Here is a 16,599-nt window from a genome sequence, read left to right on the forward strand (position 1 = left end):
AGGCAGTAGTAGAAACGAGAGCATCGAGGTCTCAGACTATAACCAAGGAGCGATTGAGGCCAAATCTAGTCCAGGGTTATGAGTTTCTAATCACTTCTTACCAAAAGCATGGAGCGCATCAAGATGATGATCGAGTTCACAAGGTTAATAGCGGCGGGTGAACGGGAGCGTTGTGCTGCTAGGTTGGTGGTGGGCCCGTACTGTGAGATTGATGGCGGGGCGATCGCAAGTCTTCCGAAAAGTACCCTTGTGGGTACCAGCAAAGTGAAGGCACTATTTGCATAATAAACTCTACGGCTGAATGAGACGATTGCTCACTAACGCTTCAGTCAACGGGCTGTGAGGATACTTGCACCAATGCCTTACCATATTCGCAAGGCCACCCTAGATGACATTCCAGACCTGGAAAAATTGCTGTTGGCATTCATGCAGGAAACCTTCCAGCGTGCCTGGGGTGGAACACCTCAAAAACTGGCACAAGACGGGTTGGGTGCTGAATTTCAAATGGTGGTTGCAGAAGTAGAAAATCACCAGTTAATTGCTTTTGGAGCTTGGAAGCCTTCTTATGATCTGCACCACTGCCTAAAAGGTGGTGAAGTCATTGATCTGTATGTGGATCCTGCTTACCGGGGTTGGGGTGTCGCGATGAAGCTGCTTATGACCGTCGCCGTCCAAATTCAGCAGCAAGGTGGCGTGTACATCAAAGGACAGGCAGTCGAGAACCCAAGTGCCCAAAGACTTTATCAGCGATGTGCCCAATGTTTTCCAGGAGCTGATTGTTATGTGTCTGGACGAGCGTTTCGGCAGTTAACTGAGTTATCAGAGCAACATTTGCGTGACGTGGTGAGAAATTTACCTAAACCTGCATGGAATTATGAGCCTTGAACTAAAGGCTAAATGAGGCAAAGGAGGGTTAGCAATGTCAGCACAGGAAATGGTGGAATCTGATGCAAATCATCCGCAGCGTTTGCCAGATATTTTTGAACCCACCCCCATTCTTGCAAGCTATAACAATGGATGGAATAACGTTACCTTAGAAGCTCATAATTTACCGCCGGGAGAAACACCTGAATACTCCCTCGATCGCTATGTCGTCAGCATGAGTATGGGGCAAAGGAGGGTTCAGGTAGAGCAGGTGATAGAAGGAAAATCGCATCAAGGAACTTTCTTTCAAAGTACAGTTGTCATTTGTCCAGTCCACAGTCCCCACTTTTTTCGCTGGGACAACCAACTTCAAACGCTTTCCCTAAATTTGAAATCAGAACTATTAAACCAGAATGCAATTGAGTTATTAGGAACAGATTGTGTAGAGTTAATCCCGCGACTTGGGTTTCAAGATGGGCTGATTTATCAAATTGGGCTGGCGCTTCAGGCAGAACTGCGATCGCAAGGCGGTAACAGTCGGTTATACGCTGAGACAATGGCAAACGCGCTCGCGGCTCATCTCTTGCGACACTACTCATCCCAAAGACATCGAACTGTAAACTATAATGGTGGGCTTTCTCAACACAAATTGAGATTGATCATGGACTATATCAACGATTATTTAGAGCGTGAGTTGAGTTTAAATGAGTTGGCCGCGATCGCTCAAATGAGTCAGTGTCACTTTTGCCGTGCTTTCAAACAAGCCATAGGTTTGAGTCCGCACCAGTATTTAATTCAACAGCGCGTTGAACGGGCAAAGCAATTGTTACAACAAGGTGCAATGACCATTGCCGAAGTAGCAATTACTTGTGGTTTTACTCACCAAAGCCATTTACATCGGCACTTCAAACGTCTTACTGGAGCGACTCCTAAAACTTGGCTCAATTCGTAGCAAGACTGTGCAAAAACGATAAGAATGTGCAAGACCTTGAAGAAAATGTCTGTCAGGATTAAATCAAACAGAAACGAAGGGTGCCTAAAACGAGGCACAATAGCACCCATTACTTAAGCAAAAGGATACAAAGGACTTGAAAATGTAAATTTGAGATTTTGAAGGTTAGGAAGAATTGGACGACAAACAAACCGCCACGATCTTTAGTGGATCATCAGACGGTATTGCATTTTGGAACATTAAATATTCTGATGTCGCTCGTCCGTTTCAGCAACAAACTCCTGGCGCGATCGTATCATTCAATGGAAAAAATTAGCCGAACATTGCTGCTCTACGCAATACTCAACTAACGATGAGCAGGATTGCGTCTAGAGTCATCCAAAAGGTGTTAATGCTCTGCTCAAGCAGAAAGATAAGGGAAGAACAAAATGTTTAAACCGAAGAAAGGAATCTATCGAGCTTCAGTCCTTGCCTTCATTGGCATTGTTTCTCTGAACTTACCTGCATCTCTTGCTCAGGAACGCACTACCAATCGGCAAACAGTTCAAGAAGCTGAATCTTTACCTAATAGAAAGCAGCAAAACTGCATAGATGGTTTAATTGCTCAATCTGTGCAGAGTAGACCTGAGGGTAGGCAATCACGTCGAGTTGTAAATTTGCAAATTGCTGGGAACGATCGTGAAACGCTGGGGGGCGACCAATTACGTATAACCAGTTCTGGAATAACAGACAACTCCTTCACGGTCCTTGATCCAAATAATAGGGAGGTTCGGAAAGCCGTTATTCAACGCAGTTCCAACTTAAGGCGAGCTTCACTTCGATACACTAGTCCGCTTGGAACAGCACAGATAGACAAGGAAGGGCTACGTATTGTGCGAAACACCTTTAGAGGAAATCAAGCCCTTGAAAGGGATTATCTTAGGTTTCAAACAGCTCTATTGTCAGAAACTAGGGAACAGAGAAATAGGTTGTCAAGTTTAGTACAGCCATCCCGCTCCGCATCCCAGCCGCCTAACTCGACTAGACAATCTCCCCTAACCACAGTGGATGATTTAGTGAATCCAACAGAACCAAATAATGATATTGAGTGCGAATTTAATAACGATGGTAAATGTGTCTGTGACTGCGATCATGGTTGGAATGCTTTTGGAGCTTTATTTTGCTTAGGCTTTACAATTGGTTGTGCAGGTGACTTCATAGAATTATCTTGCGAGGCAAATTCCTCTCAGTGCGGATGATGACAATTGGTGCGTCAACTGCAAAGTACTTTTGCGACATTAGTCGTAGAGTGGCAATTGCCCACCTTATTTTTTCTCTAAAACAGGCTAGGGGTTGAACCGACATACGCTCCAAAAAGTGCAAGGTGGGCTGGAAAGCCTTTTGGGTTGAGTTTCAGAGAATCTATTGAAGCGAGACTCAACATCAGAACTTCTACGAGAGAATGAGGCTTTCAGCCGTTGAAACCACATCAAAAGAGGCTGTGTACTACTGATTTTTGCTTAGTACACCGGCTAAAAGTAGTCCCAACTGGTACTGATCAAGGGTTTCAGCAGTGCAGCTTAAATTACCTATTTCCTGAAACCCCTATAGGTAAAGCGTTATAGCTTCATATTGCACTTTTTGGGTCGTATGTCGGCTCTGACTGGGTTATACCAACTCTTTAAGTACCGGCTACAGATAGTGCACTCCGAATGGAGTCCCACCCTACAAACGAAGCAATGACTGCTGGAGTCATCGCTTCCAGCCTTGAGCGCATCAACAACCGCAACTCATCCAAACTCTTGGGTAACTGCCATCGCAACCTCAACTTAAAATGCTGTCATACTCGCTCAATCGGATTAGTTTCTGGTGCATGTGATGGCTGAAACATTAGGATCATGTTGCTTGGAATCTGCAAGCGCTTGGCTCTATGTGCCCCGGCTTGGTCCAGTTGGCTGATGAGAATACTGTCGTTGTATTGTTGACTGACCAAGCTCAGAAACACCTGGAAACAATCGCTGTTAAGGTGGGTAAACTCGTAGAAGAAATGTGCTCCCGTGGCAGGTTCCACCACGCCGTGCAGGTAGGTGGACTGAAACTGCCATTGCACTTTGCCTTGGGGTTTGATGCCTTTGGCCGTGATTTTGCGTCCACTGATGGTTTTAAGTCCAACGCGCGTCTCATCTTGGCAGAAGAAGCGGATTTGTCCGATCAAGCCCATGGCAGCAATCGCACACCAAGCTAAGAGGGCGAGATTCTCAGCGAGTTTTTTAACGTGAGTTCGGGTTAAGCCGAAGGCAGCAAGTTGTGGTCTAAGGCAATCGAAGGCTTCTTGGGCTGGTGGCAATAGGCAATCAGTCCACAGACAAGGTTGACCAAGCAATTGACCGGACTGCGGTGGCGGGAATGCTCAATCTGCGAAATGTTCTTCAACTGGTCAAAGACACTTTCAATCACAGCCCGCTTTCGCAGCAGCAGGCGATCACCCAACGGCATCAGCCGATTCTGCATGTTTCGCCGTAGGCGGGTAATAAGCTGGATCCCACTGCGGTCTAACAACGCTTTGGACAGCTTCTGGGACACATAACCTTTGTCAGCAAAGACCTTACCGCATAGCTGTTGCAAGAGTTTGGGAACGAGGGTGCGGTCGTCCTGATTTCCTGGGGTCAACACAAAATTGAGCAACTCCCCTCGGTCATTGACGACGACATGTAGTTTGAAGCCGTAGAACCAGTCCACGGATGTTTTGCCGCGTGCCGCCAAGTCTTGGAACACCTTGTGCTGTCCGATGCGACGATTATGGCAGACTTTGAGACTGGTCGAGTCCATGAAGCTGATGCCACTACAGCGACCAAAGCAGGAACGGAGATAGGTACACAAGGGAATCAGGGTTTCCGGTATCAACTCGACAAAGCGGTTATAGCTGGTGAGACCGGGAAAGGCTGAGCGCCAGTAAGGTTGCACCTGCTTGCTGTAATAGGCTTCAAAATTGCGGTAGGAGGATTGATGAAAGCCAATCAAGAGGGTCATGATTTCGCTTAAGCATAGTCCTCGAGCGCGCTTTCGCCGTTTCAAACCGTTGTCTAACAGTTGGCGTTCCCATTGGGGTTGAAAGCGTAGGCAAAAATCATCGACCTGCCAGAACAGTTCTTCTAGACTAGGCATGGGGCAAAGCAGAGGATGAGAATTTAAGCACTTTCACCCTAACGGCTTTGCCCCTTCCTTATCCCGAACTCACGTTAAAAACGAAACGCATCCGCACCCTAAGCAAGAACGATATTCTCTCGATCGTTGTCCTGAGTCTGGTTATCGGTTCCTTTGCCTTATCATGGGTGGACAAGGATATACGAGCCACCTTTGCTGACCTGGCAAAAGTGGATGTGGGTGGCTATATTGCCCTGCTGTTTCCTGCTGAGAGCGATCAGCGTAGGTAGAGCGTGTTTTCTTAGAGCAGTGTTCTTCACGATTATGCATGCTGCTATGTGACGGAGTGACTTGCTCTCTCGTAGAGGTAATTTAGAGGTTGAGTTAAATTCAACAGAGCAGTTACCTACTCTGCTGAATTTAACTCAATGCCTATCCTTGCTGTCATTCCACACCTTTACTCACAGCTACCACCAGTGACGGGCTCTACTGCTTGATGCCCCTAATGTTAACTGGGGCAGTGTTGTAGGGCTTCGTGTACTGTGTCACTCCTTTGCTCATTGCGCCATTCTTTCTGCTCACTTACACCATTCATAGCCAATTTCCCAGTAAAACGTAGGGTGCCCAGTAGCGGGGATGCCGAAAGTTGGGGTCGCGTAGCAGCGCGAGTTGAGACTGCCGAACGGCTTCTGCCTTGGAGACTTTTGCATTTACCAGTTGACGGTACAACTGACTCATAAACCTTGCGCCCGATTCGTCATCTAAACTCCACAACGACGCGATCGTACTCCGCGCCCCTGCCTGCACCGCCACGCCTGCTAATCCTAACGCTGCCCGTTTATCGCCTGTGGCAGTTTCACAGGCACTCAAAACAAGTAGTTCGATCGCGTTCTCGCTAAGGTCATCTCTGGAGCGGAGTAAGCTGGCGAGTTCTGTCACTTTGATGGGTTTATCCCATGCTAAAACGAACGTTTCATTGGCATCAGAACTAAACTGTCCATGTGTGGCGAGATGGACGATCGGAAATGGCAGCTGCTTGATCTGGTCTTGTAAGGCAGCACTGGTAAAGGTTTGATTCAATAACACTCGGCTCGGCACTTCGGCTTGAATTTCATTGAGTTCTGAGCCGACATTTGACAGGGCACCAAAGCCATGTCGCGCTTCACTTAAGCCAGCTGCTAAGGTTTGTAGCCCTTGCTGTTGTAGCGATCGCGGATTCAACAATTGCAAACTTGGCGCGATCGCAATGCCATAGCGCTCGATTAAATACTGCCGACCGTCATACATAGCCGCCATTGGCACATTCCGCAACGCACCATCCAGCACAAACACTAACGTTTTGATTGATCGTTGATCGAGTTCTGCTGCAATCGGTTGCATTAACCAATTGTAGATGTGCTGACCAGACTGTTTTCCTTCTGGTGTCGTAAGTGGTTTCTCCAGGTTTTGCCGCAATTGTTCAATTGTGGTTTCAACTGTCTGCTGAGTGACAGCAACTGCATAGTGACGCAACGGTTGGTTCGGCAAACTGAGAATAACCTCTAAGCGATTCGCCAAAATGATGGGATAGACAATGGCAGCGTCGGTTTGATTAATAGTGTCGATTGCCACGCTTTGTCCTTCTAAGCAAGCCGTGCGAAAGAAGTTATCCAGCTCTGCCAGTCGTAGCGACTCAATGACTTCACGCGCTTGTTTGAGGTTGGCATTGGATGGTGACTGCAACAGCAAAGCGACAAATTCTCGATAAACAGGTTCCACCCGCTCTCGAAAGGAAAACTGCACGTCAGGACTGGTGGCAGTTAAATCGCCGCGCACCGACCGCAGTGTCTGATAGGCTGCCTCATACGCACGTATCGCTTCCATTCGCTGTCCTCTCGCGTTGAGAATGCGCCCCAGTTGCCACTGCCACTGATACGCAATTTCAGGTGTATTCACCGACTGAGCGAGCAGTAACGCCTGCTTGGTTAGGGTTTGTGCTTCTGCCCATTGGTGCGTGCGTTCATATGCATGTGCCAAATAGCCCAGTGCATACGCTTTTGCTCGCTGATCTGCCAGACCGTCAGCATGTTGAACCGCGACCGCCAGTGTTTGTGCTGCTGCGTTGATCGAATCTAGCGATCGCAGCAAGCTTTGCGCCAGATTAATCCGGGCATAAATGCTGGCTCGGCTAGGCGGCAATGCCTCTAGTTGCGCTTGAATGACTAGAATCAATGCCTGAGTATCAGCAGATGCCTGAGGCAGCAAACTCAATTGATTGAGTAATGCCTGCGTGCGAGTTAACGGCAGGGCATTAGTATCTACCGCTTGATACCATTTCAAGGCGGTTGGAACATCGTTTTGAGCGCGTGCCACATTGCCTAAGCTAAGTAGAATGGCGCTGCGATCGTCTGATGGATTCAAGGATTGCACGTTTCCTATAGGAGCTTTGCGTTCCAGTAGCATCAGACTTTGCTCAAGTACCTGCTCCGCTGTTGTCACGTCTCCCACCGCCAGCAGCACATTGCCCAGACTTCGTAATCCCAACGCTTTAAGCGCCGAGTCAGGCTGCTGTTGCAGCCATTGTTCAACCTGATCCAGAGTTTGTCGTGCCCGGAGAAACAGCCCCAATGCTTGCTGCGCCTGCACTTGATTAATTAAGCTGCCAAGCCATCGCGGTTGATCGCCCAACTGTTGATAGAGCGCTGTTGTCTGCTGCCAAGTTTTCAATGCGGCTTCTGTCTGACCCTGAGCAAATTGCAGACTTCCCTGTGCATTAAAAACTTGGGCACGAATGCGGGTTGATTGTGACGTATTAAAGGATGAAAGCAACGTCAGACTTGTGTTAATTAGCCGCCATGCCTCATCCAGGTTGCCGCTCTGTTGATATGCCAGTGCTAAATAGCTCCCCACGAGCGCCTGGTTTAACGCATCGCCTTGCTCTTTATAGGCTGTCGCTGCCTGTTGCCACGCCGCGATCGCGGGTGCAAACTGTCCGGCTTGATAGTGCGATCGACCCTGTTTGATCAACTGAGCGGCGTCAGTTGCAGGAGCCACAGTCGTTAGCACTGGCTGAAATTGACGATGCCAACTGCTATAAACCCCATCTGGTTCAATGAGGGCTTGCACCGCTTCCTCACTTGTTTCCCCCGTCGATACAGATTGGTCATAAGCTGAAATTACGTTCGAGCGGCAAGATAATCTTAGGCAGACGTTATCCTTAGCTTCGGCTCTCCCTCCTGTCAACTCAACGCCACCAGCTAATAGCAAGACTGCCATTACTGTTCTTAGTCTCAGTCTTACTTGTAGTTGTCTTTTCATTGGTGACAAACAGACACGGTGTGTAACAGGGTTATCTACGATGGGTGATGAACAGCGTTTAAGAGAACTATTGGCAGAGGGAGCGATCGCTTCCTTCAATCCCATAAGGTGTAACTATTTCGGCTTGGGTTATGAGCCTGACTTCCCCACTTGGTGCAATGAGCCAACCCTGCGCTTCCACGATCGCGGGTACTTCTGAAGCCGCTTTTGCCTGCTCCTGGTTTTCAAACTCGGTTGGAGTAGCGCGTTCTAGAGTACGTGGAGTATCGATCGCCTCCCAATCTTGCCAGATCGTGTCGCTTGTGAGTGGATCAATTGGACTCGGAGAGACCCCGCCGCGTCCCTGATTGACAAAGCGGCTGGTGCGACTACTTGCCTGGCACCCTTGAGCGATCGGAGGCGTACTGAAAGCAGTTGGCAATTGAACGGTTCCCTGAATGGGATCAATGGCTAGGGTGTTGATTGTCACGATGCCATTCAGACCGAACTGGGAACTTGCCGTAATGTCACTAAGGGGAGTCAGGCGATCACGAAAGCTCAGTCCAAAGATGCCCTGCGTCGTAATATTGATGTTGCCGCCGTTTCCTTGAAAGGCATTGGCGGTGATGTCACTGTTTTCATTAGAGACACCGGCAACAAAGCCAGCCGCGATCGTGAGATTGCCGCCATCGCCAGTTCCCTGCGCTTTTCCGGCAGTGGTAGAAATGGTGCTTCCAACCCGTAACAGCAATAGTTCTGGCACGTTCAGCGTAATGTTTCCACCCGTGTTGCTTTGTGTTTCTGCGGAAATGGTTGAGCGATCGCTCAACCTGAGTGAGTCAGTTTGAATGCCAATGTCGCCACCCACGCCAGTGCCCTGGCTATCAACGCTGATGCGGGCAGCATCTTGGAGAGCCAGAGCATTTGACTGCACAAAAATGGTGCCGCCATTGCCGCTAGAGCCTACGGCAGTACTGGCAAACAAACCGCTGTCTGCTCCACTAAGACTCAAGCGATCGCGCACCTGCAACCGAATGTCTCCAGCATCACGACGACTGGTTGTGGTTGTTAGCAGCCGTCCACCTGTATTTGCTTCCAGCGAGTCTGCAACGACCTGGATTTGCCCCGCCTTGCCGTCTCCAGCGGTGCTGGCATTGATTTGGGCATTGCTAGTTAGTGCCAGCGATCGCGCCTGAATCGCAATTTCCTGCCCATTGCCAATGCCGGTTGGCTCCACAGTGCTCAGGATTCTGCCATCCGTTGCTAAAGTTACAGTCCCCGACTGCACTTGAATTTTGCCCGCATCGCCGCGTCCACTTGTGCTAGCAAACAGCCCCGCATTGTTAGTCAGGCGAAAGGCTTCGCTACGGATAGAAAGGTTGCCGCCATTGCCGATCGCTCTCGCTTCCACACTGCTGAAAGCCCCACTAGGAGAATTATTGCTGCCCACACCATCAAACACAACGACATCCTGCGTCCGAATGGTGATATCCCCTGCTCTGCCGCGTCCGAAGGTGCTGGTAGCCAGTTGCGCCCCATTGGTCAGTGTCACAGTGGGAGCGTTAAGCTGAAGGGTGCCACCATCGCCAATGCCGGGAGTGGCTACCTGACTAACGATCGCGCTCGAAAATCGATTGCTGCCAGAGCCATCCAGCGCTACGCGATCGCGTGCATTGACCCGAATGTCTCCCGCATTGCCCTGTCCAAAGGTGCTGGCAAACAACCTGCCGCCATTTGTCACCGAGAGTAGCCCGGTTTGGATGTCAATCACACCGCCGTTCCCTACGGCTCGTGGTGCCACACTGCTGGTAATCCCACTCGATCGAGTGCTGCCCACGCCATCAACAGTGAGGGTGTCAGCGACAATGCGAACATCGCCCGCATTCCCACGAGCAAAAGTGGCTGTGCCTACGTTACCGCTATTGGTAAGGGATAGCCGGCGGGTCGTGAGGGTGACATTGCCGCCATTGCCGACACCTCGACCGACTTGGCTAGCAATAGCGCTAGAGAGCTGGCGACCAAACCCATCGACAGCGATCGCATCCGTCATCTCAATTGTAATGTTGCCTGCATTTCCCTGCAGACCGTTGAGCGTCAGCACATTAGCCCCATTCGTTACAGCAAAGCTACGGGCGCGCATCTGAATGTCGCCCCCATTGCCCAGCACATTGGCGCTCGCTGAGTTTTCTAGCGTGCTGCCTTCCCCATCGAGAGTAACTGCTCCGGTTGCATCTAAAGCGATCGCCCCTGCCTGACGGGTTACCGTTCCCCCCGGTGCCACGATGCCTGCATAAATGGCACTTTGTTGCCTAAGATCGATGTTGCGAGCGGTCACAACCACATCTCCCCGCCCATCCGCTGCTACATCTACGACCGCACCATTCATCAATGAAACATCCGCCCGTTCGACTCCGGCTGGAAAACCCAACTGATACTCTGATGTCAATGCCACAACACCAGGAGCCGCCAGCCCACCCAACTCCACCCGCCCACCCAGTGCCGCCACGCCCCCTTGATCAAGCTGCACCGCGCCACCCACTAACAGCAGGTTGCGCCCGTTGGGAACGCGCAAGCCAAAGACACCAAAACCACCAGGAGACACCCCAGCAACGGCAACAGATTGGTTGACGATCGGAGCTGCTTGCAATTGATTAAACAGCAACGCCGACGGATTGACGGTCAGTAACGCCGGAGAGGCAGGCACCGAAGCACTAAACACACCCTGATCGCCAAATTGCACAGCATTAGCAGTCGTTGCCACAAAGGAGCCATGCACGTCTAGCCGCGCATTTGAACCAAACACAATCCCGTTAGGATTAATTAGAAACAGATTTGCCGTGCCGTTCGTTTGAATCAATCCATCAATGTTTGAAGCAGAGTCAGTTACTCGCGTCAGGATGTTTTGAATGGAGACAGCGTTGTTAAACCGCGCCGCGCCACCGATTGGAATGGAAAACTCCCGAAAGCTGTGAAATAGATTTGTCCCTCGAACCGTACCGCCATCGATCGTGCAGTCGGGGCAGCCCGGAAGAACAATGGAATTAGTTGGCAGGGTATTATCGGGAATGATTTGGGTGATCGCTGGAGAGCAGGAAACGCCATTGGATAGAGCAACCAGTAACAGTGCAGAACCATGAATCCAGAAACTTAAGCAAGACATTTGATGGCGCGATCTTATCGTTTTTTGCACTTTACAGCACTTTCCCTTACTTCACCCGAAGCTTCTTAGAAAATTTGATTTTGGACTGCATAACTGTTTAATTCCGCCCGCAAGTGTGAGTAAGGGAACAGATTCAGTCTGCTGAATTTTGTCTCTCGCACCCCTGGCACACACTTTTAGCAAAGGATTAGACTCATGGATTTCTCCTGCAACTCAAACTTACAAAATCTTCAGAGCCAACTCAATATCAACCCCTCCAATCTTCTGGTTCAACCTCATGAATTACAAGATCCCCTGCTTGCCCTTGGCTCAACCTCTAGCCAAGCCAGTGCGTCATATACTCCGCCGCCCCTTTTTGGAGTCCGCTCAGAAACCTGGCAACAAGGGGCAGGTAGTTTTCCAGGCGCAGCACGGAACGGATTTATAGCCTCGACTGGTCAAGGAGTGTCTGTTTATCAGCGGGGAGATGAATTTGGACAAACGGTAGAAACAGGAGACTTTAACGGCGATGGCTATATGGACTTAGCCATTGGCTCGCCGGGCGAAGGTGCCTCTAAATATAGTGACGACTCAAACAAAAAGTATGACGACTACCGATACAACGGTCCAGGAATGGTCAGTGTGATGTATGGCTCAGCCACAGGGCTATCGACTACGGGTATCCAAACTTTTCAGGCAAGTGGTTCCATTGCGTTCGGACGATCGCTGGCAGCGGGCGATTTCAACAACGATGGCAAGATAGATCTAGCGGTTGGCAGTGGTTCTGGCGTTCATATCTTGAATGGCACTAGCAATGGACTGCTACAACCCGGTTTATTATCGGCTACCGGTAGCTATGCCCTGGAGGTTGGAGACTTTAATGGCGATGGGACAGACGACCTAGCAGCGGGCAATCCGTTCGCGAATAGTGAAAAAGGTTCCGTCACCATCTTTCACGGCACTGCAAATGTCGGGTTGACCAGTACTTCCCAAATCTGGAGCCAGGATTCTGCAGGTATTTTGGGTGCAGCGGAAGCAGCTCCCGATCGTCGGTTTAACTCTAAAGATGAGTGGGGCGATCGCTTTGGTTTCTCCCTGGCAGCGGGTGATTTTGATGGAAACGGCAAAGATGATCTGGCAATCGGCACTCCCGGTGAACGCTTCCGTATGGGTGGCATCAGCAATGTTCCCGGTGGAGCCGTCAGCGTCCTCTACGGCAGCCAGTCTGGGCTAACGCGAGTGATGAACCAATTTTGGGATCAAAACGGCACCGAAGGAAGTCAATTTAACCTGGAAGGTGGCATTGAAGCAGGGGATCAATTTGGCTATGACGTGGCAGCGGGTGACTTTAATGGAGATGGCATTGCAGATTTGGTGATCGGGGTTCCGGGCGAAGACTGGAGCACGAGTGTGAACGTGGATGACAGCAATGGTGGTGCAGTCGCGATTATTTATGGAAAGCGGTTTCAAGGACTGACGAATGCAGGCAATCAACTGATTGATCAAAATAGCCCTGGCATGGCGGGTGGGGTTGAAAAAGACGATCGCTTTGGTGAAGCTCTCGCAGTTGGTGATATTAATCATGATGGTCGCTCAGATCTAATGGTTGGTGCCCCTGGGGAAACGGAAGGTTCGAGGCGAGGTGGCGCATTTTCAGTCATCGTCGGAAGCGATAGAGGTTTAGCGCCCACGATCAATACACTGATTGATCAGCGCCATATTACTGGTGCCAGTTTGGAAGATGCCGACTTGTTTGGCGCAGCCTTGGCAACAGGTGATTTTGATGGCAATGGCAGCGATGATCTGGCGATTGGTGCCCCTGGAGAAAAAGTTGGCTCTTCATTGTTCAATCATGCAGGCGAAGTCAGCGTCGTCTATGGAGATAAGTTGTTACCAACGATTACAGTCTCCTCTAGCAACGGGGTTATCAGCGAAGTAAGCCCAAACTCTGAGCAATTTGTTTTAACTAAACCTGGTTTTGGAAGCGCAATGGCGATCACGCTTAAAAGTGTGGGAACAGCAAAGTTGGGAGTTGACTTCACTGTAAGTGGAGCCAGCATTAATGGCGATTTTGTCACGGTTCAAATGCCGTATGGCTCCCTCTTCGCTCCTGAGACCCGTACTGCGTTTCAGGTCACTTCCCTACAAGACTCTTTGAGAGAAGGCGATGAACGCATCGAATTTGTGGTGGTAAAGGGCGATCGCTACACGGTTGCTCCCAGTAATCTCGCTGGTTTGACCCTGAAAGATCCAATACCAACCGTTGTTGATACTCTGGTGGATGAAAACGATGGAAATTTCAGCCCTGGAGATGTTTCATTACGAGAGCTGATTGAGGGTTCTATCGCTGGCACAACAATCACCTTTGCCCCTGAGTTGCAAGGAACGATTACCCTCAACAGCCAACTGTTGATTAACAAAAACCTGACGATCGACGGAACAGGGGCAGATCGCATTCGTATCAGTGGCAACAATACCTCCAGAGTGTTCGAGATTGCCAATGGTGCAACGGTCAATCTGGAAGGACTAACCATCCGGGATGGATTCGCCAATGGTTACTCTGGTGGCGGTGTTGAAAACTATGGCACGTTGAACGTCAGCAACAGCCGCTTCACCAACAATCGTGCGGTCTACGGCGGCGGTATTCATAACGTGGGCACCCTGACCCTGAACAACAGCACCGTAGACAACAATACCGCAATCTATCATGGCGGCGGGATTTACGTGGATTGGGGTACGGTTGCTATCAGCAACAGCACCTTCAGCGGCAACACAGCAAACCAGGAAGGCGGCGGGATTTACCAAGGTGACGGCACTTTAACAGTTGACCACAGCACGATTACCAACAATATTGCCAATTGGTCAGGTAGCGGCATCTATCACTATCGCATGGGTGGCACCACGACGATTGGGAACTCGATCGTGGCTGAAAATCGGACCCTGTCGAACCCGATTGGAGATGCTTATGGCTCTTTCGTCAGCCGTGGCTACAACCTGATCGGCGACACCACTGGAACCTCTGACTTTGTTCAAATTGGGGATCGGTATGGTTTCTATGGCAATCCGCTTAATCCGCAATTAAGTGCTTTACAAAATAATGGTGGCACAACCCCAACGCACGCACTATTGACAGGTAGTGCTGCGATCGATGCTGGCAATCCTACTAACCAATCTTCCGACCAACGCGGACAGCTTGTTTCCAACGGTAGACGGGACATTGGAGCCTTTGAGTTTACAGCACCTCTCAGCCTAATGGACAGTGGATTGCCATTTGAAGAATTACCGCTCGATTTCATCAATCTACCGATCGCGGTGAGCGAGTTCGACTGGCTAATGTACTTGGATTCAATTAACTGATTTGCAATAGTGCTTGGGTGGGTATAGTCCTACTTCTGACAAGGGAAAGGAAAAGGGATAACCCTCAACCTTTCCCCTTTCGTTCAGCGAGATTAGCGATCGCCCCTTCTTTGACGGTTGATCATCGCGACTGCATAAACCAAAAATCCTGCCCGCAGAAAGCGATGGAGACACCCTGTATCTCCTGCGTCACTTCAACCAAGGACTATTGCTATGAACAACTCCTGCTTCAACTCTACAAATTCGCTTTTGACCACTGAACTGGCTGCGTTGAACCCAACTGTTTTGTCGCAATCCGACTCGCTACAAGTTCCCCTCAGCCAGGAATTCCGCAGCGCTAGCTCTAGCACCCTGCTGCCCCAACCGGTTGCAGCACCCCTCGATCCCTTCGTCGTCACCAGCACCGCAGACACGATCGATGCCAACGATGGCGTGATCACCCTGCGGGAAGCGATCAATGCCGCCAACGCCAAAGCTGGCGCGGACATAATCAGTTTCAACCTGGGCACTGGTTCCCAGACCATCACTCTCACCAACGGGCAACTGCACATTCCTGGATCACCTGACGATCAACGGCAGTGGCACGGCTGACCTGATGATTAGCGGCAACGGAGCTTCCAGAGTATTTCAAATGGGCATGGAGCCAATATTTGATTGGGAGAATGTGCGACTGATCCCTACGAATGCTCCAACGGTTGCCCTGTCGGGAATGACGATCGCCAACGGCTTCCTCAGAAGGGCTGCTGGCGGTGGCATCCTCAACTATGGCAATCTGACCCTAACCAACAGCACTGTGCAAAACAATTCCGTTACCTATGGCAGTGGTGGTGGCATCTACAACGGTGGCACCTTAAAAATCATCAAAAGCCTGATGCAGCACAACACGTCCACCGTCAGCGGCGGCGGCATTGAAAATGATGGCAGGTTGGAGGTGATTAGCAGTACAGTCAACAACAATTCATCGAGTGGAGCAGGAGGAGGGATTGACAGCGGCGGTCACCTAACTGTCATCGGTAGCACGATTATTGATAATTACTCCGGCACTAATGGGGACGGAGTCGACACCGCCTTGTTTAACAGAACGACGACGATCAAAAACACGACGATCGCCCGCAACACCGCCTCTGATAGTACCCATGATGTGAATGGCAGCTTTACCAGTCAGGGGGGCAACCGAATTGGCATGGGTGATCAAGCATTGATTGTTCGCGTCAGCAGCGATCGCATTGGCACCACAAACGCCCGACTGCAACCACTGTCCAATCTTACGGTGGATACCTTGGTTGATGAATCAGACAACAACTTTGGCGCGGGGGATTTGTCCTTACGGGAGGCTTTGTCGCTGATCAGTGCGGGGGGCACGATCAATTTTGCGGGAAACCTGAGTGGCACCATCATGCTGAATCTGGGCGAACTGCTGGTCGAAAAAAACGTGACCATCAATGGGTTCGGTGCAGAGCGGTTGACGATTACAGCGTTGTGTAAGTTTGTTAAGTACACTTATAAGATTCAGAATTGCTCTATTTCCCCTGCTTCTATGAGGCTTTACGCCTGCGACTTACGCCAAAAAAAATGTAGACCTTTACAACAACGGTGAAGGCTCAATCCGTCAATGAGCACACCGCTTTGCTGTCAGCCCCGACTGCGTACACCGACTGCTGAAGCAAGAACGTGAAACCCATAGCCTTGCTCCTAAAGCCTCTGTGGGTGGTCCCAAACCAACCTTACAATCGCCGCAGCAGCAAGTACTTGAACAATTGGTGCAAGCGGATAAGGATGCCACACTGCCACAACTGGCAAGTCGCTTACAGCAACAAACTCAACTCCAGGTTCGTACCAGTACAATTAGCCGAGCACTCAAGAAATGGGGGCTAACGCGACAAAAAAA

The 16,599-nt window shown here is 50.1% G+C and carries 12 protein-coding genes; 8 read left to right on the forward strand and 4 right to left on the reverse strand.

Features of this window, described 5'->3' with window-relative positions; genetic code table 11:
* Positions 1-357 precede the first annotated feature (357 nt).
* From H6F86_RS18435 to H6F86_RS18445, 3 genes are all read left to right on the forward strand, one after another.
* The gene (locus tag H6F86_RS18435) at positions 358-885 is read left to right on the forward strand and encodes a GNAT family N-acetyltransferase (protein WP_190450193.1); all 528 of its coding nucleotides are present in this window, start codon (positions 358-360) and stop codon (positions 883-885) included.
* Positions 886-919: 34 nt separating this feature from the next.
* Positions 920-1,816: an AraC family transcriptional regulator gene (locus tag H6F86_RS18440; RefSeq protein WP_190450194.1), complete on the forward strand. Its 897-nt coding sequence runs from the start codon at positions 920-922 to the stop codon at positions 1,814-1,816.
* 428 nt (positions 1,817-2,244) lie between these two features.
* On the forward strand, positions 2,245-3,054 hold the full coding sequence (locus H6F86_RS18445; protein WP_190450195.1) for a hypothetical protein: 810 nt from the start codon (positions 2,245-2,247) through the stop codon (positions 3,052-3,054).
* Between the two features lie 581 nt (positions 3,055-3,635).
* On the opposite strand, the gene H6F86_RS18450 is transcribed toward H6F86_RS18445, so the two are convergent.
* Together H6F86_RS18450 and H6F86_RS18455 are read right to left on the reverse strand one after the other, a co-directional pair.
* Positions 3,636-4,142, reverse strand: a complete 507-nt coding sequence (locus tag H6F86_RS18450) for a transposase (protein WP_242033590.1) — start codon at positions 4,140-4,142, stop codon at positions 3,636-3,638.
* The gene (locus tag H6F86_RS18455) at positions 4,082-4,960 is read right to left on the reverse strand and encodes an IS982 family transposase (protein ID WP_190450197.1); all 879 of its coding nucleotides are present in this window, start codon (positions 4,958-4,960) and stop codon (positions 4,082-4,084) included. Before H6F86_RS18455 ends, H6F86_RS18450 begins: the two co-directional genes overlap by 61 nt.
* 47 nt (positions 4,961-5,007) lie before the next feature.
* Between H6F86_RS18455 and H6F86_RS18460 the strand changes: the two genes are divergently transcribed.
* A complete protein-coding gene (locus H6F86_RS18460; protein ID WP_190450198.1) occupies positions 5,008-5,229 on the forward strand; it encodes a hypothetical protein in 222 nt (73 codons plus the stop codon).
* A gap of 301 nt (positions 5,230-5,530) precedes the next feature.
* On the opposite strand, the gene H6F86_RS18465 is transcribed toward H6F86_RS18460, so the two are convergent.
* Positions 5,531-8,194, reverse strand: coding sequence for a CHAT domain-containing protein (locus H6F86_RS18465; RefSeq protein ID WP_190450199.1), 2,664 nt, complete (start codon positions 8,192-8,194; stop codon positions 5,531-5,533).
* A 109-nt stretch (positions 8,195-8,303) separates the two neighbouring features.
* A complete protein-coding gene (locus H6F86_RS18470) occupies positions 8,304-11,375 on the reverse strand; it encodes a filamentous hemagglutinin N-terminal domain-containing protein (protein WP_190450200.1) in 3,072 nt (1,023 codons plus the stop codon).
* Between the two features lie 195 nt (positions 11,376-11,570).
* On the opposite strand from H6F86_RS18470, the gene H6F86_RS18475 reads away from it, so the two are divergent.
* The 4 genes from H6F86_RS18475 to H6F86_RS18490 form a co-directional block, all read left to right on the forward strand.
* Complete coding sequence (locus tag H6F86_RS18475) at positions 11,571-14,711, forward strand: FG-GAP-like repeat-containing protein (RefSeq protein ID WP_190450201.1); 3,141 nt, start codon at positions 11,571-11,573, stop codon at positions 14,709-14,711.
* Positions 14,712-14,924: 213 nt separating this feature from the next.
* Positions 14,925-15,302, forward strand: coding sequence for a CSLREA domain-containing protein (locus H6F86_RS18480; RefSeq protein ID WP_190450202.1), 378 nt, complete (start codon positions 14,925-14,927; stop codon positions 15,300-15,302).
* Between the two features lie 4 nt (positions 15,303-15,306).
* Positions 15,307-16,308, forward strand: a complete 1,002-nt coding sequence (locus H6F86_RS18485) for a hypothetical protein (RefSeq protein ID WP_206756056.1) — start codon at positions 15,307-15,309, stop codon at positions 16,306-16,308.
* Positions 16,309-16,414: 106 nt separating this feature from the next.
* A partial coding sequence (locus H6F86_RS18490; RefSeq protein WP_190450204.1) for a hypothetical protein occupies positions 16,415-16,599 on the forward strand: 185 nt, incomplete at its 3' end.

The sequence above is a fragment of the Phormidium sp. FACHB-592 genome, assembly GCF_014695795.1.
In the GTDB taxonomy this organism is placed as follows: domain Bacteria; phylum Cyanobacteriota; class Cyanobacteriia; order Leptolyngbyales; family Leptolyngbyaceae; genus Stenomitos.

Bases quoted from the DNA above. Each gene is read 5' to 3' on its own strand.
- H6F86_RS18465 (WP_190450199.1), bottom strand. From the start codon at position 8,194: ATGGCAGTCTTGCTATTAGCTGGTGGCGTTGAGTTGACAGGAGGGAGA.
- H6F86_RS18440 (WP_190450194.1), top strand. From the start codon at position 920: ATGTCAGCACAGGAAATGGTGGAATCTGATGCAAATCATCCGCAGCGT.
- H6F86_RS18435 (WP_190450193.1), top strand. From the start codon at position 358: ATGCCTTACCATATTCGCAAGGCCACCCTAGATGACATTCCAGACCTG.
- H6F86_RS18480 (WP_190450202.1), top strand. From the start codon at position 14,925: ATGAACAACTCCTGCTTCAACTCTACAAATTCGCTTTTGACCACTGAA.
- H6F86_RS18475 (WP_190450201.1), top strand. From the start codon at position 11,571: ATGGATTTCTCCTGCAACTCAAACTTACAAAATCTTCAGAGCCAACTC.
- H6F86_RS18485 (WP_206756056.1), top strand. From the start codon at position 15,307: ATGATTAGCGGCAACGGAGCTTCCAGAGTATTTCAAATGGGCATGGAG.
- H6F86_RS18470 (WP_190450200.1), bottom strand. From the start codon at position 11,375: ATGTCTTGCTTAAGTTTCTGGATTCATGGTTCTGCACTGTTACTGGTT.
- H6F86_RS18455 (WP_190450197.1), bottom strand. From the start codon at position 4,960: ATGCCTAGTCTAGAAGAACTGTTCTGGCAGGTCGATGATTTTTGCCTA.
- H6F86_RS18445 (WP_190450195.1), top strand. From the start codon at position 2,245: ATGTTTAAACCGAAGAAAGGAATCTATCGAGCTTCAGTCCTTGCCTTC.